34 protein-coding genes, 1 tRNA gene and 1 pseudogene are annotated in these 25,965 nt (G+C 31.1%); 17 read left to right on the top strand and 19 right to left on the bottom strand.

Translation table 11 applies throughout. The features are described 5' to 3' along the window. Positions 1-227: pseudogene (locus WDZ98_RS08505) on the top strand (peptidase); the annotation flags it as partial. A gap of 6 nt (positions 228-233) precedes the next feature. Here WDZ98_RS08505 and WDZ98_RS08500 read toward each other — a convergent pair. Genes WDZ98_RS08500 through WDZ98_RS08490 form a run of 3 tightly spaced genes read right to left on the bottom strand, consistent with a single transcriptional unit; the run spans position 234 to position 3,712 of the window. Then, positions 234-2,552, bottom strand: a complete 2,319-nt coding sequence (locus WDZ98_RS08500) for a valine--tRNA ligase (protein ID WP_368060525.1) — start codon at positions 2,550-2,552, stop codon at positions 234-236. A 7-nt stretch (positions 2,553-2,559) separates the two neighbouring features. After that, the gene (locus WDZ98_RS08495; protein WP_368060527.1) at positions 2,560-3,375 is read right to left on the bottom strand and encodes a 6-pyruvoyl tetrahydropterin synthase family protein; all 816 of its coding nucleotides are present in this window, start codon (positions 3,373-3,375) and stop codon (positions 2,560-2,562) included. A 58-nt stretch (positions 3,376-3,433) separates the two neighbouring features. Beyond that, positions 3,434-3,712: a 4a-hydroxytetrahydrobiopterin dehydratase gene (locus WDZ98_RS08490; RefSeq protein ID WP_368060529.1), complete on the bottom strand. Its 279-nt coding sequence runs from the start codon at positions 3,710-3,712 to the stop codon at positions 3,434-3,436. A gap of 74 nt (positions 3,713-3,786) precedes the next feature. Between WDZ98_RS08490 and WDZ98_RS08485 the strand changes: the two genes are divergently transcribed. After that, positions 3,787-4,542: an asparagine synthase C-terminal domain-containing protein gene (locus WDZ98_RS08485; RefSeq protein ID WP_368060531.1), complete on the top strand. Its 756-nt coding sequence runs from the start codon at positions 3,787-3,789 to the stop codon at positions 4,540-4,542. A gap of 13 nt (positions 4,543-4,555) precedes the next feature. Here the strand turns inward: WDZ98_RS08485 and purB are convergent, their stop codons facing one another. Then, positions 4,556-5,917 carry an adenylosuccinate lyase gene (gene purB / locus WDZ98_RS08480; RefSeq protein ID WP_368060533.1) on the bottom strand — a complete coding sequence of 454 codons (1,362 nt, stop codon included), beginning with the start codon at positions 5,915-5,917 and terminating at the stop codon, positions 4,556-4,558. Between the two features lie 101 nt (positions 5,918-6,018). Then, complete coding sequence (locus WDZ98_RS08475) at positions 6,019-6,174, bottom strand: hypothetical protein (protein WP_368060535.1); 156 nt, start codon at positions 6,172-6,174, stop codon at positions 6,019-6,021. Between the two features lie 90 nt (positions 6,175-6,264). On the opposite strand from WDZ98_RS08475, the gene WDZ98_RS08470 reads away from it, so the two are divergent. The 3 genes from WDZ98_RS08470 to WDZ98_RS08460 are packed head-to-tail and all read left to right on the top strand — an operon-like array spanning position 6,265 to position 8,437. Next, positions 6,265-7,713 (top strand): RtcB family protein, encoded by a 1,449-nt coding sequence (locus tag WDZ98_RS08470; protein ID WP_368060537.1) that lies wholly within the window; start codon positions 6,265-6,267, stop codon positions 7,711-7,713. Beyond that, the gene (locus WDZ98_RS08465; protein ID WP_368060539.1) at positions 7,710-8,126 is read left to right on the top strand and encodes a DNA-binding protein; all 417 of its coding nucleotides are present in this window, start codon (positions 7,710-7,712) and stop codon (positions 8,124-8,126) included. The genes WDZ98_RS08470 and WDZ98_RS08465 overlap by 4 nt, the downstream gene beginning before the upstream one ends. Then, positions 8,126-8,437 carry a hypothetical protein gene (locus tag WDZ98_RS08460; protein ID WP_368060541.1) on the top strand — a complete coding sequence of 104 codons (312 nt, stop codon included), beginning with the start codon at positions 8,126-8,128 and terminating at the stop codon, positions 8,435-8,437. Before WDZ98_RS08465 ends, WDZ98_RS08460 begins: the two co-directional genes overlap by 1 nt. Here WDZ98_RS08460 and WDZ98_RS08455 read toward each other — a convergent pair. Continuing rightward, positions 8,434-8,940: a 30S ribosomal protein S11 gene (locus WDZ98_RS08455; RefSeq protein ID WP_368060543.1), complete on the bottom strand. Its 507-nt coding sequence runs from the start codon at positions 8,938-8,940 to the stop codon at positions 8,434-8,436. The genes WDZ98_RS08460 and WDZ98_RS08455 overlap by 4 nt on opposite strands. Positions 8,941-9,056: 116 nt before the next feature. Between WDZ98_RS08455 and WDZ98_RS08450 the strand changes: the two genes are divergently transcribed. After that, entirely contained in the window at positions 9,057-9,377 is a 321-nt protein-coding gene (locus tag WDZ98_RS08450) for a hypothetical protein (RefSeq protein WP_368060545.1), read from the top strand. Here WDZ98_RS08450 and thiL read toward each other — a convergent pair whose 3' ends face one another. Both thiL and WDZ98_RS08440 read right to left on the bottom strand, forming a co-directional pair. Further along, positions 9,378-10,322, bottom strand: coding sequence for a thiamine-phosphate kinase (thiL, locus tag WDZ98_RS08445; protein WP_368060547.1), 945 nt, complete (start codon positions 10,320-10,322; stop codon positions 9,378-9,380). It lies immediately after the preceding gene. Next, on the bottom strand, positions 10,306-11,604 hold the full coding sequence (locus WDZ98_RS08440) for a phosphomannomutase (RefSeq protein WP_368060549.1): 1,299 nt from the start codon (positions 11,602-11,604) through the stop codon (positions 10,306-10,308). Before WDZ98_RS08440 ends, thiL begins: the two co-directional genes overlap by 17 nt. A 53-nt stretch (positions 11,605-11,657) precedes the next feature. Between WDZ98_RS08440 and WDZ98_RS08435 the strand changes: the two genes are divergently transcribed. Continuing rightward, positions 11,658-11,731, top strand: a tRNA-Thr gene (locus WDZ98_RS08435). Between the two features lie 211 nt (positions 11,732-11,942). Here the strand turns inward: WDZ98_RS08435 and WDZ98_RS08430 are convergent. Further along, positions 11,943-12,122: a hypothetical protein gene (locus WDZ98_RS08430; RefSeq protein WP_368060551.1), complete on the bottom strand. Its 180-nt coding sequence runs from the start codon at positions 12,120-12,122 to the stop codon at positions 11,943-11,945. A gap of 69 nt (positions 12,123-12,191) precedes the next feature. On the opposite strand from WDZ98_RS08430, the gene WDZ98_RS08425 reads away from it, so the two are divergent. After that, a complete protein-coding gene (locus WDZ98_RS08425; protein ID WP_368060553.1) occupies positions 12,192-12,404 on the top strand; it encodes a hypothetical protein in 213 nt (70 codons plus the stop codon). 3 nt (positions 12,405-12,407) lie between these two features. On the opposite strand, the gene WDZ98_RS08420 is transcribed toward WDZ98_RS08425, so the two are convergent. After that, entirely contained in the window at positions 12,408-12,668 is a 261-nt protein-coding gene (locus tag WDZ98_RS08420; RefSeq protein WP_368060759.1) for a winged helix-turn-helix domain-containing protein, read from the bottom strand. Positions 12,669-12,773: 105 nt separating this feature from the next. Between WDZ98_RS08420 and WDZ98_RS08415 the strand changes: the two genes are divergently transcribed. Next, positions 12,774-13,358 carry a hypothetical protein gene (locus tag WDZ98_RS08415; protein ID WP_368060555.1) on the top strand — a complete coding sequence of 195 codons (585 nt, stop codon included), beginning with the start codon at positions 12,774-12,776 and terminating at the stop codon, positions 13,356-13,358. Between the two features lie 2 nt (positions 13,359-13,360). Here the strand turns inward: WDZ98_RS08415 and WDZ98_RS08410 are convergent, their stop codons facing one another. Next, positions 13,361-13,528, bottom strand: a complete 168-nt coding sequence (locus tag WDZ98_RS08410) for a hypothetical protein (protein WP_368060557.1) — start codon at positions 13,526-13,528, stop codon at positions 13,361-13,363. 163 nt (positions 13,529-13,691) lie between these two features. Then, positions 13,692-15,443, bottom strand: a complete 1,752-nt coding sequence (locus WDZ98_RS08405) for an AIPR family protein (protein WP_368060559.1) — start codon at positions 15,441-15,443, stop codon at positions 13,692-13,694. 74 nt (positions 15,444-15,517) lie between these two features. Here WDZ98_RS08405 and WDZ98_RS08400 point away from each other — a divergent pair, with 74 nt between their 5' ends. Continuing rightward, on the top strand, positions 15,518-15,928 hold the full coding sequence (locus WDZ98_RS08400; RefSeq protein ID WP_368060561.1) for a plastocyanin/azurin family copper-binding protein: 411 nt from the start codon (positions 15,518-15,520) through the stop codon (positions 15,926-15,928). A 110-nt stretch (positions 15,929-16,038) separates the two neighbouring features. Here WDZ98_RS08400 and WDZ98_RS08395 read toward each other — a convergent pair whose 3' ends face one another. Then, positions 16,039-16,260, bottom strand: a complete 222-nt coding sequence (locus WDZ98_RS08395) for a histone family protein (RefSeq protein WP_368060563.1) — start codon at positions 16,258-16,260, stop codon at positions 16,039-16,041. A 96-nt stretch (positions 16,261-16,356) separates the two neighbouring features. On the opposite strand from WDZ98_RS08395, the gene WDZ98_RS08390 reads away from it, so the two are divergent. Genes WDZ98_RS08390 through cgi121 form a run of 3 tightly spaced genes read left to right on the top strand, consistent with a single transcriptional unit; the run spans position 16,357 to position 18,301 of the window. Then, positions 16,357-17,112: a TatD family hydrolase gene (locus tag WDZ98_RS08390; protein ID WP_368060565.1), complete on the top strand. Its 756-nt coding sequence runs from the start codon at positions 16,357-16,359 to the stop codon at positions 17,110-17,112. A 33-nt stretch (positions 17,113-17,145) separates the two neighbouring features. Next, a complete protein-coding gene (locus tag WDZ98_RS08385; RefSeq protein WP_368060567.1) occupies positions 17,146-17,487 on the top strand; it encodes a hypothetical protein in 342 nt (113 codons plus the stop codon). A gap of 40 nt (positions 17,488-17,527) precedes the next feature. After that, entirely contained in the window at positions 17,528-18,301 is a 774-nt protein-coding gene (cgi121, locus tag WDZ98_RS08380; protein WP_368060569.1) for a KEOPS complex subunit Cgi121, read from the top strand. Here cgi121 and WDZ98_RS08375 read toward each other — a convergent pair. The 4 genes from WDZ98_RS08375 to WDZ98_RS08360 form a co-directional block, all read right to left on the bottom strand. After that, positions 18,293-18,814 carry a THUMP domain-containing protein gene (locus tag WDZ98_RS08375; protein WP_368060571.1) on the bottom strand — a complete coding sequence of 174 codons (522 nt, stop codon included), beginning with the start codon at positions 18,812-18,814 and terminating at the stop codon, positions 18,293-18,295. The two genes, cgi121 and WDZ98_RS08375, sit on opposite strands and share 9 nt — an antisense overlap. Before the next feature lie 456 nt (positions 18,815-19,270). Further along, a complete protein-coding gene (locus tag WDZ98_RS08370; protein ID WP_368060761.1) occupies positions 19,271-19,558 on the bottom strand; it encodes a winged helix-turn-helix domain-containing protein in 288 nt (95 codons plus the stop codon). A 118-nt stretch (positions 19,559-19,676) separates the two neighbouring features. Continuing rightward, entirely contained in the window at positions 19,677-20,318 is a 642-nt protein-coding gene (locus WDZ98_RS08365; protein WP_368060573.1) for a hypothetical protein, read from the bottom strand. A gap of 58 nt (positions 20,319-20,376) precedes the next feature. After that, positions 20,377-20,586 (bottom strand): hypothetical protein, encoded by a 210-nt coding sequence (locus WDZ98_RS08360; RefSeq protein WP_368060575.1) that lies wholly within the window; start codon positions 20,584-20,586, stop codon positions 20,377-20,379. 104 nt (positions 20,587-20,690) lie between these two features. Here WDZ98_RS08360 and WDZ98_RS08355 point away from each other — a divergent pair, with 104 nt between their 5' ends. Next, positions 20,691-21,848, top strand: coding sequence for a tyrosine-type recombinase/integrase (locus WDZ98_RS08355; protein WP_368060577.1), 1,158 nt, complete (start codon positions 20,691-20,693; stop codon positions 21,846-21,848). 11 nt (positions 21,849-21,859) lie between these two features. Here WDZ98_RS08355 and WDZ98_RS08350 read toward each other — a convergent pair whose 3' ends face one another. Beyond that, complete coding sequence (locus WDZ98_RS08350; RefSeq protein ID WP_368060579.1) at positions 21,860-22,531, bottom strand: hypothetical protein; 672 nt, start codon at positions 22,529-22,531, stop codon at positions 21,860-21,862. 38 nt (positions 22,532-22,569) lie between these two features. Next, a complete protein-coding gene (locus WDZ98_RS08345; RefSeq protein WP_368060581.1) occupies positions 22,570-22,956 on the bottom strand; it encodes a hypothetical protein in 387 nt (128 codons plus the stop codon). 435 nt (positions 22,957-23,391) lie between these two features. Between WDZ98_RS08345 and WDZ98_RS08340 the strand changes: the two genes are divergently transcribed. Genes WDZ98_RS08340 through WDZ98_RS08330 form a run of 3 tightly spaced genes read left to right on the top strand, consistent with a single transcriptional unit; the run spans position 23,392 to position 25,734 of the window. Beyond that, positions 23,392-23,673 (top strand): hypothetical protein, encoded by a 282-nt coding sequence (locus WDZ98_RS08340; protein WP_368060583.1) that lies wholly within the window; start codon positions 23,392-23,394, stop codon positions 23,671-23,673. Beyond that, entirely contained in the window at positions 23,666-23,845 is a 180-nt protein-coding gene (locus tag WDZ98_RS08335; RefSeq protein WP_368060585.1) for a hypothetical protein, read from the top strand. Before WDZ98_RS08340 ends, WDZ98_RS08335 begins: the two co-directional genes overlap by 8 nt. Further along, positions 23,842-25,734 (top strand): hypothetical protein, encoded by a 1,893-nt coding sequence (locus tag WDZ98_RS08330; RefSeq protein WP_368060587.1) that lies wholly within the window; start codon positions 23,842-23,844, stop codon positions 25,732-25,734. The genes WDZ98_RS08335 and WDZ98_RS08330 overlap by 4 nt, the downstream gene beginning before the upstream one ends. Positions 25,735-25,965: the final 231 nt, after the last annotated feature.

Below are 25,965 nucleotides of genomic sequence, written 5' to 3'. Positions count from 1 at the left end.
GGGCAGATGATCAAATAGATGATACTACGTTCATTCAAGGAATTCAGTATTTGATTACTGAAGGAATAATGCAAATTCCCCAAACAGAATCAGGTGAATCATCTGTAAATGAAATTCCATCTTGGATTAAAAATAATGCTGGCTGGTGGGCAGATGATCAAATAGATGATACTACGTTCATTCAAGGAATTCAGTATTTGATCACAAATGGTATTTTACAGGTCTAATTAGGCTCAATCCAACAGATTATGCATTGATTTTAAATCGTTTTTAAATGGCTCTAAAATTTCTGGAATTTCAATTTTAATTGAATCTTTTAATGAAAGATTCTGAGATTTTTTCTCATTCCAAACTTTTGAATTAAATTCAGTAATTGCATTTGTTATGCTGCTTTGATCTTCAATATTTTCTACTTGTACTTGTTTTTCTTTATGAATACTTTCTTTTGAATACAAAATCTTCCAAAGATATTCCGTAATAAAAGGCGTTATTGGTGCTAATAATTTTAAAATTGTTGATAATGTTTTATGCAGTGTAAATATTGCGCCATCTCTTTCTTCATCAGAAAAATTTATTCCATACGCTCTTGCTTTTACCATTTCAATGTAATGAGCTGCAAATAGATTCCATGCAAATTCCCTGATTGCAATTGCAGGTATGAAAAAGTTGTATTCTTCATATCCTTTATTACATTCTTTTACTAGATTATCTAATTCTGATAATATCCATTTATCTGATGCAGTAAGCTTTCCTGATTCAATCACTGGGAAACTAGACAAAAATCGTGATACATTCCATAATTTGCTGAGAAATTTTTTGGTTGATTCAATTTTCTGTTCATTACATCTAAAATCATATCCGTGATTAATTTCACTTGCACTCCAAAATCTAAAAGTATCTGCACCCAATTTTTCAATTACTGGTAAAGGATCTATTGCATTTCCTTTACTCTTACTCATCTTCATTCCATTTTCATCTAGGCCATATCCCATAATCCATGCTTCAGACCAAGGTTTTTCTCCAGTTAGTTGCTCACATCTTAACAATGTATAGTATAACCATGTTCTAACAATATCTTTTGCTTGAGGTCTAATTGAAGCAGGATATACTTTTTTAAAAAATTCATCATCTTTGTTAAATTTACTGATAAACAATGGAGATATGCTTGAATCCATCCATGTATCAAATGTTCTTTCTTCACCAACAAATTCAGTAGACTCACATTTAACACAATTATTTAATGGACATTTTTCATTCCAAGGCTTGTAATACTTTCCAGGCTCAGGAACATGAGGTTCTGAGCACTTTTTACAGTACCAAATTGGAATTTCCGTACCATAATATCTTCTTCTTGATATTGGCCAATCTATGTTGATAGATTCTAACCAATTCATTAGGATTTGCTTATGCATTGTTGGATGAAATGTAATTTCTTGCCCTAATTTTTTGATTTTTTCTATTGCGTCTTTTTGTTTTAGATAGTATTCTTCCATTGGAATAATTTCAATTGGAGTTTTACTTCTCTCTGAAATTGGTGTTCTATGTACAATATCTTCAGTTTTTTCTAAAAATCCTTTTGATTCTAAATCTTCTATAATTTTTGTTCTAGCTTGTTTTGGTTTTAATCCAGTACATTCACCTGCAACATTAGTCATTCTTCCATCTAATCCAATTGCAACAATTTCTTCTAATTCTAATTCTCTAAACAATGCAACATCATTCTGGTCACCATAACTACATACCATTACAGCTCCAGAACCAAATTCTTGTTTAGCAGAATGATGTGTTCTTAATTCTACTTCTGCATTAGTAATTGGAACAATCACTTTCTTTCCAATATATTGTGTATATCTTTCATCTTCAGGATTTACTATGATTGTTCTACATGCACAAAGTAATTCTGGTCTTGTACTTGCAATGATTATTTCTTTATCTGTATCTTTGATTTTAAATTTCATGTAAACGAGTTTTGTTGATAAATCTTCATAGATGATTTCTGCATCTGCAATGGTTGTACCTGATACCCAATCATAATTGTTAGGTCTGTTTGCAAGATACACTTGTCCTTTTTTCCATAACTCGATAAATGTTGATTGAGTAAGTGCTCTATATTCTTCTGAATCTGTTCTGTAATAGTTTGCAAAATCCCCACTTATCCCCAAGCTTTTCATAATGAGAATCATTTCAGCTTCTAAATCGTCTAATGCTTCTCTACATAGACTTAGAAATTCTCCTCTTTCCGTTTCTCTCATTCTGATACTGTGTTTTTTCTCAGTGTAGAGTTCAACAGGAAGACCATTCCTGTCAATGCCTATTGGAAAATAGACATTTTTTCCACTCATTCTTGCAGTGCGAGCAATCATATCAATCTGTGAATAATGTGCAGCTGCTCCTATGTGCCAAGGTCTACCTGAAGGATAAGGCGGTGGAGTGTCTATTGTATAATTATTTTCTTGTGGAATAAAATCATAAATTTTTTCTTCCTCCCACTTTTTTAGAATATTTTTCTCTAATTCTGGATTCCATGCTTTTTCTGATATTTTTGGATCCATTTCTTAACTATCTTGAAATATTTGAAATAATATGTGAGCCTTTATTGTAGCCTTCATAAATGTAAACTCCAACTGCTTCTACATTTGATGGCATTTTAGGTGCTAATAGTTTGATTATTTCACTTGAAAGATTTTCTACAGTAGCTTCTCCTTCTAAAAGATATGTTGTGTTTTTAGGGACTTGTAATTCAAACGTCCCTTTAGGACCTTCAAATTGAATTTGGAAATGTAAATCATTTTCTTTCTTTAGATATTTTCTATTGATGAAAAATTTATGATCAAACACATTCACTACTTCTTTGATGATTTTTTTAGCATCCCCAAAATCTAAAAGTAGATTATCTTTCATTTGTCCTACAAGCTCTACCATTACAGAAGACGTATGACCATGAAGTATAGAACATTTTTCAACTAGTGGTAAGATATGTGCATAATCAAATGAAAATGATGCATCTTCTAAAAATATGGAACCTGTTTGTGGGGTTTTATCATAAAATACAATATCTTGTAATTCTTTAATCTGCGCAACATATTTTGCATGTCCTATTGCCATCACTTTATCTTGAGGAAAATCTTCCTTGATCATTTTATATTTTGCAATATCTTCATCAGTGTCAATTACTTCAATCAATCCTTTTTCTGTTTTAAAATCAACTGTAACATCAGTTCCATTCTTTAATGTGATCTTGTGACTGTATTGATACTCTTGCTCAAGAAAAGTAAGCATCTGAGCCACTGTTAATTCTGTTCTAGTTTTGAGTAAATTCCCCTTTTTATCGATATATCGAAAATCTGAATCTAAGATTGTAGGACTTGTAGCCATGTGAAGCATCTGACTCTGGATATAATATAAATTCTGTAATGGAGTACCTAAAATTCATCTATTCTAGTGAATTTAGAATTTTGGCTAATTCTACATCATTTTTTGTAATGCCCCCTGCATCATGAGTTGTTAATTCAATAGTTATTTTGTTGTACACGTTAAACCATTCTGGGTGATGATTCATCTTCTCAATCTCCATAGCTGCTCTAGTCATGAATCCGAATGCTTGGTTAAAACTTTCAAATTGAAATTCTTTGTGAAGTTTTTCATCTCTTATGCTCCAACCAGATAATTTCTTTAATTCATTATCTATATCTACTTGAGATAATCGAATCATAATGTTTTAGATATAATGTTAAATTAAAAGATTGATTCATTATACACCAATGGATAATTGTGATGTGAGTGTTAATGGACGAAATGAATAAAAAATTGCTTGAAAACATCAAAAATTCTATCTCTGATACGGTTCAAGAAAAGAAAATTGGCATTGCATTTTCTGGAGGTGTTGATAGTACGTTAATTTCAAAAATTTGTTCAGACATGGATTATGATATCACATTACTAACTATTGGATTTTCTGAATCCCATGATATTTTATTTGCAAAAAAAGTTAACACTTTTCTAAAATACTCTCACCATGTTTTAGAAATTGAACCAGAAACATTTACTACTATTTCATCAAAAATTTATGAAAAAATAAACACTGAGAATTTATCGTGGAATGAAAACTGTATTGCATTTTATTATGTAACTAAATTAGCAAGAAGATTAAATCTTGATACTGTAATTACTGCTAATGGTATTGATGAATTATTTTGTGGATATAATGCATACAGAGAGGCATTTTCTGGAGGAGAATCTCAAATTACTGAAGTGATGAATACTAAACTAGATAACGAACTTAAAATGATGAAAGCTGTCAATCTGATCTCATCTGAATTTGGTGTCAAAATACTCCAACCACTACTTTCTTCAAATTTTATTGAATATGCAAAAACTATTCCTTTATCTCAAAAAATTCACGATTCTGAAGATCTATATCGTAAACACATTATTCGAAAATTAGCAAGTGATGTTGGTGTCCCAGAGATCTCTTGTACAAAACGAAAAAAGGCATTACAGTATGGCTCTAAAATTCACAAGGCTTTATTGAAAACCAGATGAGTTTTTTATAACATTAAATAAATTTGCTAACTGTTTTTTGAACTGATTTTTTTACGTTATCGATAATTACAGGAGATGCTCCAAGATGTTTCTCTGGTGAAAATATTGAATCAATTTCTTTATCAGTAAGGTTTGAAGAAAATGCTTTATCATTTTTGATTGCATCTATGTAGTTAATTCCCTTATCATTTGCCTCAAATGCCACTCTTTGAACATCTTTGTATGCAACAAATCTTGGAATTCCTTTTTTGATTAATGCCTCTAAAACAAATTCTGCAAAGATTTGTCCCTTTGTTATGTAGAGATTTTCTACAATTCGTTTTTCATTAACCATCAAATTTGAAACAATTTTTGTCATAGTTTCTAGCATCTCATCTACCAAAATAGATGCTGTTGGGATTACAAATCTCTCATTTGCTGAATTTGAAAGATCTCGTTCATGCCATAATGGAATATTTTCAAATGCAACTGCAACTTGACTTCGTACTAATTTGGATAATGATGATACTCGTTCACTTTTTATTGGATTTCTCTTTACTGGAACTGCACTACTTCCCATTTGTCCTTTCTTGAACTGCTCTGCTACTTCTCCTATCTCAGTTCTCTGTAAATTTCTAATCTCTATTGCAATTTTTTCTAAAGTAGCACCAATTAATGCTAATTCAAAAATATATTCTGCATATCTCTCTCTTGGAATAATTTGTGTTGTTACCTCTGCGGGGAATAATTTTAATCGTTTTGCAACTCTTTTTTGAACTTCAAGTGATCTTACACCCATTAGAGATCCTGTTCCTACAACACCTAATGTTTTACATATTAGAATTCTTTTCTTCATCTCTTCAATTCTTTCTACATGTTTTGCCATCTCTGCAGCCCAATTAGCAAATTTTAGTCCAAATGAAATAATACTGGCATGTTGTCCATGTGTTCTCCCAACAGCTGGAATTTTTCCATATTGTACTGCTTTTTTTACAAGTATTGATGCCATCTTTGCTACTTTTGGTTCAATAATTTTCAATGCATCTCTCATCTGCATTGAATTACTAGTATCGACTAAATCATTGCTTGTAAGACCATAATGTATCCAAGGTTTTGTATTTTTAGAACATTTTTCGCTTAAGGATTCAACAAGAGCGGCAGTATCGTGATCACTTTTTGCTTCTAACTGTTTAATTCTTTTAGCAGTGATTTTTCCAGACTTTGCTACTTTGAGAATTTCACTTCCAACACTTTTTGAAATCATTCCTATCTCGCTTTGGGAAATTGCCGCAGCACCTTCAATCTCTAACTGATAATTAATTTTTCTTTGCTCACTAAAAATATCCATCATCTCTTTTGTGCCATAACGACCATTATCAATTGGTAAAATTGCCAATGTTTACAGTCTACACACATCGAAAATAAATCTATTCATGCTTTGAATTCAATATTGCATACTTTGTTAATCAATTTAACATACTATGCAGTCTTGTCAAATTATTTTTCAATGATACCTGTATCTTGTAGAACCCATTCTAAAGCTTTGAAGTAACCTTGTTTGAAGTTTTTCTCATCAATTGCCCAATCTGGATTTGCTCTTAGTTCTGCAAGTAACTGATTTGCTTTTTGCATAATTATTGCTTTATCTAGCATACTTTTGAATAAATCTTGATTAATTTAAAATTATTTTTACAAATCTTCTGATGATTTAAATTGGATTGAAAGGAATTTCCACCAACACTTATGTCATCTACTGTACCAAGAAAAATTGGAGAAAACCAATACCAAATTGACGCTGATTCTAATCTTGGAATGAAAGTTCCTGTTAGGATATATGCTGATGAATCACTACTTCAGAAAATGTTGTCTGATAGAACAATAATGCAGGCACGAAATGTCTCTTCAATTCCTGGTATAGTTGGTCACAGTGTAGTTTTACCTGATGGTCATGAAGGCTATGGTTTTCCTGTAGGTGGAGTTGCAGCTATGGATGCTGAAGAAGGTATGATAAGTCCTGGAGGTGTTGGTTATGATATTAATTGTGGAGTTAGATTACTTCGTTCAAATTTAACTGAACAAACAGTTCGTTCAAAACTAAAAGAACTTGTTACTGATCTTTTTAGTTCTATTCCATCTGGAGTTGGTTCTAAAGGTGCAGTAAAACTCACTCATTCTGAACTAGATGAAGTCTTAGTAAATGGAGTTAATTGGGCAATTGATCATGGATATGGTTCATCTGATGATTCTGATGTATGTGAAGAAAATGGTCAAATAAAAAATGCTGATCCAAACAAAGTTTCTGATAAGGCAAGAAAGAGAGGTGCACCACAACTTGGAAGTCTGGGTTCTGGAAATCATTTTCTTGAAGTACAAAAGGTTGCAGAGATTCATGATGAAGAAGCTGCAAAAAGAATGGGCATTAAAGAAGGAACTATTACAATTTTAATTCATTGTGGCTCTAGAGGATTTGGTCATCAAGTATGTAGTGATTATCTTAGAGTTTCAGAACAAGCCATGGAAAAATACAATATTCATTTACCTGACAGAGAGTTAGCATGCGTCCCAAATAATTCTGAAGAAGGAGACTCTTACAGAAAAGCAATGTTTGCAGCATTGAACTTTGCATGGAGTAATAGGCAAATGCTAACTCATTGGACTAGAAATTCTTTTCAACGTGTATTTAATCAAACAGAATCTGATCTTGATATGAAATTAGTTTATGATGTTGCTCATAATATTGCTAAGGTAGAAAAACACAAAGTTGACGGAAGAGAACGAAATCTAGTTGTTCATAGAAAAGGTGCAACCAGAGCATTTCCCGCAAATCGTGACGAAATTCCATTAAAATATAGAGATCTAGGGCAACCTGTTTTAGTTCCTGGTTCTATGGGGACTGCAAGTTGGATCTTACTAGGACAACCAAATTCTATGGATTTGAGTTTTGGTTCAACCGCACATGGTGCCGGAAGAACCATGTCAAGATCTCAAGCTAGAAGAAATTACACTGAAGATAATGTGAAAAAAGCTCTTAATGACAAGGGTATTTTCATCAAAGCATTAACCCGCGATGGGATTGTAGAAGAAACTCCTCAAGCATACAAAGACGTTGACGCTGTAGTAAATGTCTCTCATAATCTTGGAATTGCCACAAAAGTTGCAAAATTATTACCTATTGGTGTGATTAAGGGTTGAGCGAAGAAGATTCTGAACTTGAAAGATTAAAAGCAAAGAGACTTGCAGAGATGCAGAAAAACATCTCTAAAAAACAAGAAACTCAACCCCTTAAAGAATCTACAATAGAAACAACTCATGAAAATCCTAGAAATTCACTAATCAAAATACTTGGTTTTCGAGGAATAGAAGTTTTGGAAAATGCAGAATCTCAATTTCCAAATGAAACGTCAATGATTATACAAAAATTAGCTGAATTAATTAAAACTGGTGAAATTAATGAAACTATTGATGGTGGAAAATTATTGACATTGTTTAGATCAGTTGGTTTGAATGTTCGAATGGCAACAAAAATCAATATTGAACAAGATGGAAAATTTGTGTCTCTAAGTGACAAGCTTAGCAATAAATCATCTGATGAATGTGATGAATGATGAATGTAGTTTTAGAAATCGGAACAAAAAATTATGTTAGTGATTTACTATTAATCAAAAAAGCACTTTCACACATGGAGAGTCTTGTGGATGGTCACAACGGATATGTTCTCAGTGAACCCTCATCAAAGTTTGGATGGACATTTTTTAAATTGGCTTTTAAATCAAATTTACAAAATGGTATCGAAGAAAAATTTTCTGATATGATTGCAAAATACGAGTGGAATGATCAACCAAATAAATTTGCAAAATTTATGACAGATTATTTTATTTCTAAAGGTTGCGATGTTAAAATAAAAATATCTAACTAGACTCTTCTTCCTCTTTTTCCACCTTTCTTTCTGGTGGTATCGTGAGGAATAGGTGTAACATCATCAATTCGTCCAATTTTAAATCCGCCTCTTGCTAATGCTCTAATTGCAGCTTGTGCACCTGGACCTGGTACTCTTGATCCAACGCCTCCTACTGCACGTACTCTAATATGAAAACCTGTGAATCCTTTTGTTCTAGCAACCTCTACTACTGCATTTGCAGCTTTCATAGCAGCAAATGGTGATGATTCATATCTATCGGCATTAACATGAACTCCACCAGAACTGATGGATACTGTTTCAGCACCAGTGAGGTCAGTCATGTGAATAATTGTATTGTTGTAACTACTGTAAATATGAGCGATCCCCCATTTATCAGGACCTTCTTTCTTTGCTTCTGGTTGAGATTTTACTTCTGTAACAGATTCTGACTCTATTTCATCAGATTCTATTTCAGTCTCCTCGACTGAAACTTCCTCAACCTCAGCTTCAATTTCTGACAATGTCTACTCAGGCCTAAAAGGGTTTAAAAAACATTGATTTTTTGCTTTACTCTTATTTCGTCATTTTACAGGAAATTAATGACTATTCATATACTGTTTTCATATGATTATGTTAAATGCCATCAATCCTTTTGTTAGCCCTTGGTGTGGGTGTTGCAACTGCATTGTTGATTTCAGTGGTATTTCATTTTTTAACACCTGCAGATGATTCAGTCTTGTCACCTTTAGAAAAAAACTGCCAGAAAATTGCTAATGAAGGATATAAAATACATTCAATTTATCCAGACTCAAATCCTGATGATCTCCCAGATGATGATCTTAAACGCTTGTTATATCTAGATGACTTGTGGATCAAAGAATGTGTTGCCGCTCTACCTGCTGATTCAATTTTCAGTATCATAAATAACGTTGAACGTGATTTTTCTTATGGTGAATAATTATCTAAAATGCCTCCATCCTAAATCTTTTAATTTTACATAATGCTTGTCTTTTTTAATAACAACCCCATTTCCTGAAGTAACATACCCAATTTCTAAAATTGGGGTTTTTAACACATTTGCATTTTTTGTAATTATTTTTCTATACTTTGGTGCTATTGTGAATATGAACTCATACTCTTCGCCACCATTAAAAATTAAATTATCCAAATTCAATTTTTGAGATTCTGCAAAAACTTCCAACTCTTTTAATACCGGTATGTTCTTAATGACAAATTTATTTTTACTTTGGTTTGCCATCTCATTTAATGTAGTAGACAATCCATCACTAGAATCCATTGCTGATGAAAAATATTTTTTATTTTTTAATCCAAAACCTAGCTTTGGTTTTGGATTGATCACTGCTCTAATTGATTTCTGTACAATTTTTTCTGTACATCTTTTCTTTCCAAGAAGCATGTTTAATCCTACAGATGTATATCCGAATGGGCCTGTTACAAATATCAGATCTCCTTTCTTAGAACCACCTCTAGTGACTATTCTGTCTGTTATTCCAAATAGGCACACATTGAATACCATCTCTTTACCCTCGTTAGTATCTCCGCCAAGAATTGAAATACCGTATTCTTTAGATGCTTTTTTAAATCCTGATACAATTTCATTGATTTTTGAGCGTGAAATTGTATTTGGTAAGTTTACAGAAATTATTCCATATTTCGGTTTGACTCCTTTTGCAGCAAAGTCACTAACACATGCTATGATGCTTTTTCTTGCAGCATCTACTAATTTCATTTTAGGTGGGATATCCGTACTTTCAACCAACGTGTCTGTTTTTACTACGATCTGAATTTTCTCAAAATTAAACACTTCAACATCTTCAAATTTTTTCTTACCTAATCCCTTCTGAAAAATTTTAATTATCGCTAATTCATCTAATTTTTTCATAACTCTGACTCACTAACTCTAATGTATTTTTGACAATTGTCTTACATTTTTCAATATTATTTGATTCTGCTGATACTCTAATGATATCTTCTGTGTTTGATTTTCTGATCAACACCCAACTATCTTCATCAATTATTCCTTTGATTCCATCTAATGAAATCGTTTCAGAATAATTATCTGAAAATTTAGATTTTATTTGTTCGATAATTTCATCGTGAAGTTCTGAATCGATTTCTATTTTCTCTCTTATTTGATAATAACTTTCCATGAAATTTATAATTTCATTAAACTCTGACGTTCCTAACATTGATGCAATCAATCCACTAGTGAGAATACCTTCTCGACAATAATTGAACTCTGGTAAAATAAAGCCACCACTGCTTCCTTCTCCTCCTGCTTGAGCGCTGTTTTTTAACATGAGATCTATCACATTTGCTTCTCCAACTTTAGATCTCTGGATTTTTCCTCCTCTCTCTTTAATGAATTTTTCAATTGAAACACTCGTGTCTATACTTAGAACAAATTTTTTGTATCCTAACTCTAGTGATTTTGCAATACCTAAACCAAGTGTAACATCTGGAGTTTGTTTTTTTCCATTTTTAACTACCACCAATCGATCTCCATCTAAATCAAATGCAAACCCTATCTCTTTTTTGTTTGAAGCAGAAATTAACTCAGTTAGTTTGTCTGATGTAGGATCTGGCCCTCTAGTACATCCAGAAAGTTCCTCATTTAGTATTTTAACACTGCATCCAATTTTTGTTAATAATTCGGGAGCAAATCCCTTAGCTGCTCCACCGCCTATATCAACTACAATTTCAGGTTTATTCTCAACATCTCCTATGATTTTTTTAGCGTCGTCAATATACGATGATGATACATCTCTCTCAATTCCAATATTCGTTTGAAAAATTTCTTGATGTTTGATAATTTGAGGAAGTTCCTCTTCATTGATTCCTCTGCCTTCTATGATGAATTTCATCCCATTCCATTGTATTGGGTTGTGAGATGAAGAAATAACTAGACCTGCTCCATATTTTCTTGCTTCTCTAAAAACTACTGGAGTAGGTACTGTTTCTAAATTAAAAATATCGATTCCGTTTTTCATTAATGCAGAGCTAGCTACATTTTTTATCATAGATCCTGACGGCCTTGTGTCTTTTCCAATAACACATTTTTCAGATTTTATTAATGATGAAAAGTTATTACAAAACTCTAACACATCTTTCAGTGTAAGGTCTTCACCAAATATTCCCCTAATCCCTGAAATTGTTTTTTTCATTTAGTCCCATTCGGAAAGGCTTTTTATTAACTCTGATGGATTTATCCAAACGTGCCTTGGTAGCTCAGCCTGGTAGAGCGAACGCCTCGTAAGCGTTAGGTCGCGAGATCGAATCTCGCCCAAGGCTCTGTAACATTTTCAAAATCTAACATGATTAACTATTAAGAAATTCTTTCATCAAGGGTTTCAATATCTGTCTCTAATTCTTTTCCTAAACCTTCCCACCATTGTTGTGTTTGATCTGTCAAATATTCCCCTCATAATTTACCTGAAATTGTCCTTTATAGATCTGTCGGTTGATCAATAATTGATCAATCCACAACCAATATTGGAGAGTTCTAATCTTTTTGTTCATCTTGTTTTCTTTTCATCTTTCTATAAATAATGATTAACAGTGTACCTCCTGCACATCCCCAAAACAATTCAGATAGTCCACTCTCTATTCCATATGATTTGAATACACCAACAAACCCTAATGTCATTATTGCCACTAAAATTAATCCTATTATTTCAAGCATTTTCGACATGATCTCTACGCTCACGTTGTAAAATCAAAAAGATATATGGTTTTGCAAATCCTGTATTCTATGGATAAGTATCTTCTAATTATTCTGATCTTTATGGTTGTAGGTATTCCAATATCCTTTGTAAATCCAAGTACTGGAGAATTTCGAGATGAACCACTTATTGGATTGTTTTATGCGTCTATTGCAGGAATAGCTGTTATTGTTCTTTATAGCTCATACAAAGAAAGAAAAGAACGACAAGCATCTAATGCTAAACGAAGATCTAGAAAATAAATTTTAAAGTTCTAATCCAAATGATTCTGCAATACTAGAAAAGTTTACATAAGAATCTAGGTATTGTCTGCCTTTTGGAGTAATTACAAAAGTATTCTTTCCATCATATTCTATTTTATTGATTAAACCTGCACCTGTTAAATTTTCTAAGAATTTTGATAATCTTGAATGTGATAAATTTGCCTTTGTAAGAAGAGAAGTTGTTTTAATGCCTTCCTGACCTGACAGTTGTGTGGCATTTAGTAAATCTGCAACAATTTGCATACTGGTTCTATAGGAAGTCATATGTCTCATAATCTCAAACTCTGATATAAGGGTATTACCATTAATTCAGATCAGATAAATATGCTCTAACTTTATTCCCGTGCAATGTCTTCACAATCATCCATTCCATGGTTTGATGACTTTGTAGGTATTGCGTATAGGTATTATGACTTGAGGATGAACGTTGTTCCATTATTTACTGACAGAAAGGAGGCTACTTCTATTTGGCATGATGCAATTCATTTTTGGGTAGATCCATCTATTAAAATTCGATTTTTAGAGTTTGATGATAAATATTGGTTTATCATGGGTGCTGATTCACAAAAACCAGACACAAACATTTCTTTTTTCAAAGAATTATCAAAATCCGAAAATTATGAACGATTCAAGAAAGGTCATGGAGGCGAAGCTTATATTCGATTAGGCATATATGCACAAAAATCACTTAGTGATGTCAAAAAAGACGCAGTATGTGATTGTAGTCATGAAGCCCAAGATCATGACGAAGGTGATGATGATGTATGTTTATTCAACAACTGTACATGTAAGAAATTCTCTAGTTTCCAAGTAAATTTATTGAAAAGAAAAAAAACAATCACTGATATCAAATTTTTAGATGAAAAAGATGTAAAGAATGATCCCTTAGTCTGGAATTGTATTAACATAAATAAATTTTCAAAATTAAAATAAAATCAGTCTAAATGTTTGTTTACTCTAGTATGTTCGCCAGGATAATGTTCGTTAATTTTTTTTGAATAGCATTTTCCACACAATGTACCTTCTATATTCCATTCTTCCATTGCTTTAAAATGAAATTCAATCTTTTCATTACATATTGCACACTTTTCTTTTGCTCCCAATGCGTTCTTGCTCTTTTTAATCAATATAAAAAACATTCTAGAACAATTTGTGCTCAGAAAAATTATGTTAAATATTACTGGTTTATACTGAATTTAGGTAGATAGTCTGACCAATGTAAACCTCCTGCAAGATTTTTACTTGGTTAGACTACTGCCTTTGAAACTAAAATAAACTACTTACTAATTTTCGTAGTGCTATGATCTCTTCCTCCTCTTGTCTTATTTTCTTATCTATCACACGAAGCATCGAATCATTCCAAACATGTTGGGAGAAAAAATTATGTTTGGTATTTGCTAATTCAATCTCGTCATCCACTGCGGTATCTTCAAGAAATTTAGTTACAATTATGTCGGTAATTTTTAAAATTCTAGAATTAAGTTTAAAGCTACGAAAAATTGGTTCCAGTTTTCTTATATCTCCTTTAAAATCACCCTCTGATTCAAGAATTTTTTTATGAAGTATTCTAAAATATACTGCAACAAAAAATAAGGTTGCATATCTTTTAGTTTTATGGCCTCCTTGTTTTCCATATTTTAACGATTTTTTTGCAAATTCTTTGATAAGGTACGGATATAGTAAAATTCTGTAATCATCCTTTAGGTTTTCATTGAATACATCATCATATTTACTTCCTCTTGGGAGAAATTGAGCTGGTGAACTATATGCTTCAGTTGGTCTTTGTTCAATTCCTGCAATTAGTGATTGTATTGCATCTTTGGCAACAATGACTTTTTTATGATTATCTGGAAGATAATTGTTGTATATTGCATCTCCCACATATTCACATTGTTTTGATTTTGATTTTGTATCGAAAGAACCTGCTTGAATTTCATAAAAATAACCACAATTCTTTAACTGTGATTTAATTGATTTATGAAAATCCATTAATGAAACTAGATCTTTTCCTCTGACTGAATTTTGTGAATTTCTATACTTTGTAATGTTATTTTGCTCTTGTTCATCATCAGCTTTAATTATTGTAACTGTCATGGAGCCTTCCATGTTTTTTGTTCTTTTTGAATGATCTAGAATTGAATTTGATGTTTGTGCCCCATTAACAATTTGTGGTGCATTAAGCTCAATCATGTTTCCACCTAACTCTGAAAAATCACTAACTACAATTGTGATCCCGTTATTGTAAAAGAAAAATTTACCTGGATTACTTTGTAATGTTTCACGCAATCCTTTGTTAACTGTAGTCTTAAATTGCATCCATTGTCTAATATTTGATTCAAAAACATAATCTCTATTCTTACTTACAAATTCAGTAAGTTCACGTAATTTTAAAATCCCTAATATTGTATTCTCATGTCTTAGCATTTTTTCTAGTTTAATTGATGATTTTTTCCCCGCTGCAGGTTTTTTAATTCTGTCCCATAATTTTTGAATTATTACTTTTTCATCTATAATTTCAACAAAATCATCATTATAATCTACTCTTTGATCTGTTACATAACAGCATTTTATTTTAAGATTTTTTTCTTTAATTTTTGTAACCAGTTGGGCTAATTCAGGCCTCATCTTTGTTACATCTTTTGCAAGTAATCTCTTTGCATCTTCTTTGAATTTTGCTATTGCCTCTAGTGAATGTGATGTACCATATTTCGATTGAAACAATCTAATTGTATTATCTGAAAAGTCTACTGGGAGATAGGCATCTATTCCAAGATCATTCGCTCCATCAACAATTGCATCTGCGGCATCATCTTCTGTAGCCTCAAAAACTCTGGTCAAAATCCATTGAAGAAAATTGTTTCCTTTTTCTACATCGCTTTTTGAATTCTCTGCATATTCGTGAATGCTTAATTGTATATTTTCTGTAAAGCCTTCTAGTGGAATACTAGAATTTTTTTGAACTAATAGTGTATGTGAACCAGGTATGTATTCTAGTAAACTATTTCCATTTTGAGACATCACCTACTCTCATATGTTATATATTTAGAGAATTTGGTAATTATGTAATAACTCTGATGAGGATATGATGTGATTTGCTAAAAAAAATAACGATAATTGGAATCATTATATTGACATTTTTTCTAATTGTCGGTTTAATTATTTCTAATTTCTACGTTGAAGAAACTTTCAGAGAACCTGAACAAATCATAAAAGGTGATGTGATAATGCCTACAAAAGTTTCTCGACCAGGATGTGAAGAAACTAGTAGATGTTATGTGCCTTCTTCTATTATTGTTAATCTTGGCAAACAAGTAACATGGGTTAATGAGGATTCTGCATTTCATAGTGTGACTTCAGGTTTCTATGATGCTCCTACAAATTTGTTTGATAGTGGATATTTAGATCCACTTGAATCCTTTACAGTTACTTTTGAAGAATTAGGTACGTATGATTATTTTTGTACTCTTCATCCTTGGATGAGCGGACAAGTAATAGTAGAATAAGGTACCCGAGGGAGTCGAACCCCCTTGTATAAGCTTTGCAGGCTCACGCATAACCGTTCTGCCAGAGTACCGTTTTAAAAAACACAAAATGAACAATTAAACTCTTTAGATTAGAATTTGTTAAATGGTTTTGAAGCCAACTTTACGTCTTCTCCTTTCACAGTTTTTCTACCTGCATGAGAAGCCATGTCGACTGCACTTTTTGCAATACTATCTGCAACCTCTTCAATTATTCTTCTTAATTCGTCTGCTGATTCATCACTAACTCTTTCTGCCCCTGCCCTCTTCAAAATTCTATACATTGCAGATAATCCCAACTCAGATGATTTCATGAATTTGGTTCTAGTTTTTTCCGAAAAAACATAATGAGTGAAAAAATATCACTAAGGAATCGATTTATACAGACTATTTCAATAATTGACTAAGTTATGACTTGGTATTTTGATTCACATATTCATTTATCTGATCCTGAATATGTTTCTGATATGGAATTTATTTTAAAAGAAATGGAATATTTGAAACTTAAAGCATGTTGTGTATCGATGAATTTTGAAAGTTCATTACAAACTTTAGAACTTGCCAAAAAAAGTAATCTAATTCTACCGTTTATAGGAATTCATCCTGAATATGCAAATGATGAATTTGAAAATATATCTGATCTGATAATAAAAAATCATTCTAGAATATCTGGAATTGGAGAAATTGGATTAGACCCAACTTATACAAATAACAATGATGATGTAAAAAATCAAAACCATGTGTTTGAAACATTATTGTCTTTTGCAGAAAAATTCAACAAACCAATTTCAATTCATTCACGAAAAAGCCTTGATGATATTTTTCAAATTATGACATCATATAACACAAAACATGCATTATTACATTGGTTTGATGGCAGCAAAAAACAGCTTCAAAAGGCTATGGATATGGGATTTTATGTCTCATATGGACCTGTTATGATTTATGCTAATGACAAACAAACTTTGTTATCCAAAACTAATGAGTCACAAATCCTAGTTGAAACTGATGGTCCTGTAAAATTCTCAAGATGTTTTGAAATGAAATCTGGACAAATCAGTTTTATTCCAAGTGTGATTTTCTGTGCTTCAAAAATTTTAGGTATATCCTTTGATGAAATGGCATCTTTATTAGAAAAAAACTCAAATTCATTTCTTGGAATATAGGTATAAAATACCCCACCTTTCTTTAGACGAATAGTGGATAGAATAAAGCGTATTTCATATGAGGTTTTAGATCTGTACAAGTCTAAATTTAATGAAGACTTTGCTGACAATAAAAAAATGTTAGATCAAGTTTCCATTGTACGTTCTAAGGGTTTAAAAAATGAAATTGCAGGTTACATTACCAAATTTATCAAAAAAGAAGTTCGTGAAGAAAAAGAAAAGCAGGCAAGAATATCTTCTTCAAAATCTGAACAACAAATGGAAGAACAATCCGAATCAATGATTAATGAATCAGTAACAACTGATGAAGTATCTGAAGTTGTAGCAGAAATAGATGAAGAATCGCCTGAAACTGCTGTAAAGCAAACTGAATAATAAATTAAATATTAATTTCAATATTTAGAATTCAATAAACATGTTTACTGTAAAATTAGTAGGTGGAGCAAAAAAATCTTTTCTTACTGAATACTTGAAAATTGATAAATCTGATATATCAATTCAAGAATTAATTGATTTATTATTAGAGATAAAGCCTACAAATTCCCCTAAACTTGATACTGAAAATGTTCTAATTGCAATAAATGGATCTGATTCTTCTGCAATGGACGGAAAATTCACCAAAATAAAAAATAATGATCTTGTAAGTATAATTCCTATAATTCATGGTGGCTCATCCAAAAAAATTATTTTTGAATACTCAAAAAAACAAATCCAAATAATTGAGATCAAATGTAATAAATCAATAAATATAAAATTCATAGATGAACTAAGACAAAGATACCCAAAAATTTTATTTCAAGCAGTGTCTAGTAATTTTATTCTTAATGCTTATCATCTAAAAAAAATTATCTCATTATCTTTTGAATCTGAAAAAAATAATATTTTACTCTCAAATAAACTTGAAATTGATATTCTTATGAGATTTGCATTGACTACACAAATTTCAGATGCAATAAAAAATGTTGGAATTAAACCACAACTTAATTTTATTTTAATTGCAATTGGAAATAAAAAAACCTTAGATTCATTATATGGTGAATTACTACCACTATCTACAAATTTATTTTCAAAAAATAATAATCTATATCTTAGAAACCATTTTAAAATAACAAAAAAACATCTTGACTCAATTCATTCAAAAAATGCTTTAGAAGATATTTTGATAGAAAAAGCAGCAATACTAGTCTGATAAACTACGTTTAGTTTTTTCAGTACTTAGTATATCTGATTTTTTTAATATGGAAATTCCTGTCTTGTTTCCTAAAATTTCAATTAATATAATTTTGTCTGGAAATTCAAGTGAAACCTTATTTTTTATTTTATTTGCTATTTTTGTAATTATTTCTTGACTGGATAAATCTGAATTTCTTTTCTCAATTGATATTCTATATGTTTCATCATCTAAAATTTGATCAGACAAGTCATCCACACTTTTTTCTATCTCCTCAATTCCTGTCTCAATAATTTTTTGTATAGGTATAATTCTCAGGCAATATCTAATACTCCACGGTTCATCAATAATCATCGTTTTAATTTTCTTAACAACTTCAATTGGATCAAGTTTTGTATCTGCTGTCAAAATCCCTGACATGTTTGTTATTGAAACTTTAAGATCTGGATCTCCTAATTCCTCTAAAACATCCATTAACTCTTCTTCAGTTTCAGGTTCAAGATGTCTTGCACATGTAATTATTAGATTCATAATCTCAAAACTTCCTCTTCAGTTAAAGAACCTTATCAAATATTTTTGATTTTTTCATTTCTATCTCAATTATTGTTGATTCCTACCGCTTGTAATTGTTCTTTCATCCACAAAACATCGTACTTTTGTAAATCTTTGAAACATTCATCTGAATTTATGTATGAATATTTTTCAGTATCACTATTATCAACAACCAAGTACTATTTTTTCAATGATCTTCATATACATTTGTGATTAGGAATTCTAAATACGGTTTTACTTTCTAAATTTAATGTTCTTTTTAGTTTTTCAATGCTAGTTACATTGATTTTTGTTTTTATCATTTACTTTTAAATACATTTTTAACGGTTAATACTTAGATCGCAAAAGTATGTCTACTCCAAATTCTGATTATGAAGACACTGAATTTGAAGATGATTTTGATGATACTTTTGATGAATCTGAAGAAATTGAGGATTAGATACTTAGTCCAAAGTCATCTGCAAAATTTGTAAATGTATAATATGCTTGTAAAAATTCTCTACCTGTTTGACTTATTTTATATTTATTTGAACCTTGATTTCCTACTTGCTCTAACAGTCCATGTGATACAAGAGTTTTTAAAATTCTCGAAATTCTAGAATGAGAAATATTTGCTTTTCTAATTAGATAAGTAACTGTAGCACCATCTTCATCTTGAAGATCGTCTCTGGTTGTTGCTAGAATATCTCCAATGATTTTCATATGCGTTCTGTATTCTGCCATTTTACTCATGGATAATTACTCTAATTTCTATGATAGGACATTGCTATTTTCCAATAAACAAAAAAGATAAAAGATTTTGACAATTTTTTATTTTTGTATATTTTGAGCCTAGATGCAATTATTCTAAACCTTCGTCAAATTTTATTCTAGTCAGCGGTACCTTGCTTAGCGGAATAAACAATGCTATCAACCCCCCAATTTTAATTGTCATTGATATGGTGTACAGGATTGATTCTGGAAATACAAATGAATACCATCCTAAAAATTCCCCCGTTGCTAAAAGCCCTAATCCTATAGAAATTGATATTGTTCCCTTGTTTCTATTTTCAAAATATGATAACATTGTTTCAATTGCTCCATACGCCAATAAAATGAATGAAACTGATCTGAAAATATGTTCTAATTGAACTGATGAAACTAAGAATAATGGTAAAATTCCCACAGATCTAAAGTAACTTGATTTTGGAAAAAATGATTTTATACTATGTGAAAATGCAATAAAAAAATATCCTACTGTTTGAATTCCAATTCCTACTGTTTGAATCCCTCTTTCAACATTTCCTGATTTTATAACAAAATCTTCCAACATGTAACTTGTCCATATAACAAAAAATCCTACGCTTATTGAAAAAAATGCAATTGTTAATCTAAATAATGTGGGACTGCCGGTGTTTCTATATCCAATAAAAGCCATTATTCCTATGGCAAGTCCTACCAAAAACCCTACTAGGTTCAAAATATTTTCTAATAAAAATTCCAATGATGTTTAGAAACATCTTCAACTAATTATTTTAATCTGTGGATGATTTGCTGTGTTGTTAATCCCACTCATCCAATGACCCTGATGATTGACCTTCTGTACTACCAGTATAGTCTCCTAAAATATCTGAATATTTTGGTTCGTTATGAGCTATAAATTTAACATATTCTCCATAACTCATATCCAAATCACAAGAACCACATTTTACAACTGAATAATCCATCGCCAATTCTGCATCTTTCTTACATTTTGGGCATTTTATCTTCATGCATGAATGGGTCTGTAATAATTATTATTGCTTTACATTCAGAAAGTGGTGAATTATGTATGGTTTAAAATTCTCTATATACTTTAAAATCTAATCTTCACTACATGTCTTACATTTCTGGTGAAATCACTATGGAGCAATTCTTAGAAAACATCTATAGTAAATCAAAATCAGAATCATCTAGAGAACTTGCAAAAGCTGCTATTGGTCAATTTGACCTGTTTTGTAAGGATGTTTTCAAGAATGAAGGTGCTGATGAAACCCTCAAAGATGTTAAAAAAGAGATTGAAAATACCCTCAATTCAGACAAAATTTTGATACTTTTGAATAAATTTGTGATATGGTTAGGAGAGGATCATCCTCATCTTTTGAAAAGAACTGGACATAGGAATAGTCCTCCAAGACCAATAACTGCACGTATGCCATCTACGATCAAATCTTACTTTGGAATTGTCCGAGATTATGTTGAAGATGTTGGTGGAATTGAACTTAACGAGAGAAAAATCAGAAGGAAGATTAAACTTCCAACTGTAGAAGAAGAAGAAGATCCTGAACCATTTACACATGAGGAATTGAAACTTTTCTTGGATAACGCAACTCCTGACAAACGTCTTTTGTATATGGTTCTAAAAGATTCTGGAATGCGAATTGGTGAAACTTGCCAACTCAGAAAAAGAGATTTTGATACTGTAAAAGATCCTGTTGAGATACATATTCCTGCAAAGATTACAAAGGGTAAAAAGGCAAGAATTGCATTTGTGACTCTTGAAACAAAACCTGCTTTAGTTCACAGACTGAAAAGAATGAATTCTGATGATCTTGTATTTGGAAGTCAAGAAAACAAACGATTTGCAGCAGAAAATGAAAGAAGTAATTTCAATTATCTTAGATCTAAAATTGGTAAAATTGAGCCAAAAGTATTAGAGAAATATGAACACAATAATAGATACAAGAAAAATATTCACAGTTTGAGATCATTTACTGCAACTCAAGCAGAGGAAGTACATGGTGAGGATTATGCTCATGGTTTGATTGGACACAAAAAGTATTTGGCACAGTATATTCGTAACAAGAAAAAACTTCCATCTTTGTACAAAAAACTTGAACCTAAATTACTGATTTATGAAAAAATTGAGATTTTGGAATCTAGTGAAAATGAACAGCTTATTACAATGAAAAAACAATTAGATTTACAAGGTGCAATGATTAGAGAAATGCAAAAAAATCAACAATCAACAAATACTCCTGATATTAAAAATTAAATATTTTAAATTTAATAAAAATCACTTTTATTTACCGTAGGATCATTTTTCCATTTATTTCGGAATTTTTCAAAAGAATCACGATATTTTTTATTTGGAATTTTATTCATGTTACAATATTTGATTATTTGTATGGCATGTTTTTTTCTACTGTCTAAAGCATAAATCGGATGATAATATCTACTACATTGACTTAAGTAATTAATTGCTGATGAACAATAAAATATTACGTTATGAATAAAGAGACGATCTACATAAGGATCTACATTTTCTAGTTGTTTCTTAAACTCTGCAAATTGATCATTTAAAATTGGTAGAAAATATTTTTTATCTTCTTCTATTTTTGCCCAATTTTGTAATTCAATGTCATACTGGTTTCTATCAAATTCTAAATTTTCAGAAGATTCTTCATTTATTCCAATTGGAAGTTCTTCTTTAGATAATTTTGTAACGTTTCTTGTAAGCTCTACACCAAGATTTCTTTCTATTGATTCAAAAGCATATTTGAATTGATCATCAAATGTATTAATATTGTTAAAAATTACCCATAATCTATCGTTTAGGTTTCTTTCAAACACTTTTTCGATTGTGGGTTTGAATGGATATTTGAATAACCATGCAATAAATGCAGTTGAACCAATTGCAATTATTGCTAATATGATATTAAAAATATCTGAATCCATATTCATTTTGTTTTTTTTGCTTACTATGTGACAGATATTCACGTTCTATGTTCATTATTTTCATCAGGATAACCAAATTTTTTTACAGTTTTAAGAACAGCTGGACATATTAGAACAAATTTTATGTGTTCACAATAATTTGATTTGTCTTTATCACATCTCAGAAATTTTCCATCATGTTTGAGAGTAACTATTTGATTTTCACCATGATCTATTACTGTTATTTTTTCTTCTGAATAATCTGCTATTTGATAGATCTCAAGATACTCAGAATATTTTGTTAGGAAATCTCTAATTGCAAATGCCGCTAATTGAGATTTATTAGTAAAACCTAAACTGCTTGCTATTCCAGATTCTGCAAAAACCTCCAAATCTCTAACTAATTCCTTAGGTAACATTATGGATTGCCACTTAGTTTTATCCAACGTGATATATGTATCAGAAATGTAATTTAACCTTACAAAACTGATACATATATCATAAACTTAATTAATATCATATATGATACATGTATCATATGGTTAATAATAGAAATGGAAAATGGACATCGTGTATAATTCTTCGTTCCACACTTGACGAAGTAAAAAAATTGTGTAATATACAGGAAAATGGTTTTGCAAATTCTTCACAATTCATTAGTTATGCTGTACGAAAAGAGTTAGATCGATTAAAGGAGAGATGATGATTTCTCATTCAACTATCACTCTATTCGTTTGCTCTCATGAAAATCAAGAAGTAATAGAAACACTCGATTATCTTAACTCAAAATTAACACTTCATCTTTGTAAAGATTGTCAAAAAATACCTGAATTTTCAGAACTGATTGCTAACCATCAAATTGAAAAGGAATTTGAAAATAAATGAATTCTATTTTACAATCTCTTGAATCCCATGACACAGATAAAATCTGCATGATTGGACGACTAGAAAAGCGTGAACAACTGGGAATTGCGATGACCAGTAGTAATTCAGACCACAAAAATTGTTTCTTCCAGTATCATAATTTTGATGCTGGAAGGACTTTTTCTTTTTTGATCTTGTTTTATTTTATAATTTTAAAAAAAATTCTTGAAGGAGAAAGTTTCCATGCCCATCCTTCAAGTGTAAACTACCCTCAACTTGGAGTTTATTGTTATGAGTAAACAGGATATACCAATAAACTATTCGAAAAATAAATTAATTCTTTGTGCATATTGTATCAAAATCAAAGGTAGGTCAAAGCGATTCAATAGCATTCATGCATTGACTTGGCATGTTACTCACAATCATCAAGATGATATGGGAATAGTAGACATTTCAGGAGTTTTATCATGATTGATTATGATAGGGACTTTCTGAAAGATTCAAAACAAGATTTGTTTTATTGTAAGGATTGTGATTCAGATCCTTTTGAACTGACTCAAAAATGTCTTAATTTTGATAATACTTTAGAAAAATTTCATGTTAATCAAGGTCATACTGTGATTCCTTATGTTCAAAGAGAACCATCAATCCAAGAACTATTCACTAAAGAGTTGAGTAATTTTATGCCTCAAAACATGGCTGAATTAAAGGAATCTTTGAAAAATTCCCTTGCATATGATATTGATAGAGAAAAAACAATTAACTCTGATTCCAGTGAGTTCCACAAGAATCCTAAAGGTGGTTTTTACACCTATGAAGAAAAAAATTCCTCACAACATTTTGCAAAAGACTTTGTATCTGATGTCATGTTACCTGGACATGTTTATGATGGAAAAGAATCATGTGGCAAATGGAAGATTGTTGGTTGTTTAGAAAGTGATTTACATTCTCATGGTGGGGGATATGTCAAAAAAACTTTGCAACATTGCAACTACAAAGGATGTAGAAAATGTGCAACAAATTCAATACAGCGTGAGGCACAAGCAATTACTAATCGATTAATGACTTTTTGCAACTTGAAAAGTAATAGAAAAATATACTTGAAAGAAAATCGATCTAGAATACTACTCCACACTATTGTCTCAATACCATATGAAGAACGATCTCATTATCTTACAAAAGATGGAAGAAAGAAATTAAGAACAAAAACAATCAAAATTCTAAAAGATTTTGATATTGATGGTGGTGTGATGATTGACCATCCATACAGGTTCTCAAAAGATTTAGAATCAGCTAGGTTAAGTCCTCATCTTCATTTGATAATTACTGGTTGGTTGGATGGTCAAAAAGTAAAAGAATTGTATGAAAAAACTGGATGGATTGTAACGAATGTATCTACTATTGAAACGTGGAAAGATTGTTACAACCTTGCAAAATATCTTTTGTCACATTCAGCAGTATTTATGAAAGAAGATGGTAAGCGTTCAGCAGAACACAGTGTCAGGTATTTTGGTGAATGTCATAACAAAAAATTCAAGGTTGAAACTGTTCTAAAGCATTCCATTACAGGAAAAGAACAACTGGATTCTATTCTATTGAAAAGAAAAGAATTAGAAAAGAAAAATGTCATTTACAATCTACAAAAAATATCATACACGCATTCTATTATTCATGAAGAAATCAAAGATGTAACAAATGAGTATTTTGAGGATTTTCCTAATGGTAATGTTCTGAAATTATCCAAATTGTTAAGACAGTACATAAAACCTGAAACAGATTCATTCCATAAAGATAATCCTGCTATTCCGCAAAGTGACACTCCAAGCATGGAATTTCTACAGATGAGGCTTGACTATGGAGATTCGCAGTATAGTATAGTGCAAAGTGTGTATGCAAACATCATTTTTGATGCTAGTTTGGATGAGTTATGCCCTGAATGTTCAATCAAAATGCAGACTTTGGTACCGCCAAATGATGGGTGGTCTGATAGACAAGCAGAAGTTATTGCAGATCTCCTAGTTGGCATACCTGAAGGTGTTGCATTACCAATTGATGATGTGACTCAATTTGACTATCTCAGAAATACTGGAATCTCTCTTTTGGGAATTCCATATTTTGACTTTGATGGAAAACTACAACATGATACAGGAATCTACGAAAGACCTGAAAAGTTGGATCTGCTAAATCCAAAATTATATTGGAATATAATCAAAAATACTGATGCACAAAAGGCTAGATACATGTTCAGATTAGAGCATGGTCGCAGTCCTACTGTTGAGGAATTACATGAAACAATCAAGTTTTCAAAATCTCATACTCAAAATCAATCTGATTCGATTATGAATTATTTGAAGTGTTGATTAGAGTTAGTATATCCTAGTTAGATATACTGAAAATTTTGTATATCTTGATGGTATATCCAAAATGGATATAGTATATCTTTTGTGCCTAAAATGAGTATATCTTGTTGTATATCCTTGAGATATACTGTAATGGATATACCGAATTTTGTATATCCAAATTGTATATCCAAATTGTATATCCAAAATGGATATAGTATATCTTTTGTGCCTAAAATGAGTATATCTTGT

This window comes from Candidatus Nitrosopumilus sp. (genome assembly GCF_040878665.1).
Taxonomy (GTDB): Archaea; Thermoproteota; Nitrososphaeria; order Nitrososphaerales; family Nitrosopumilaceae; genus Nitrosopumilus.
Note: the sequence above shows the minus strand (reverse complement) of the source record. Positions and strands in the feature narration are given on the sequence as shown.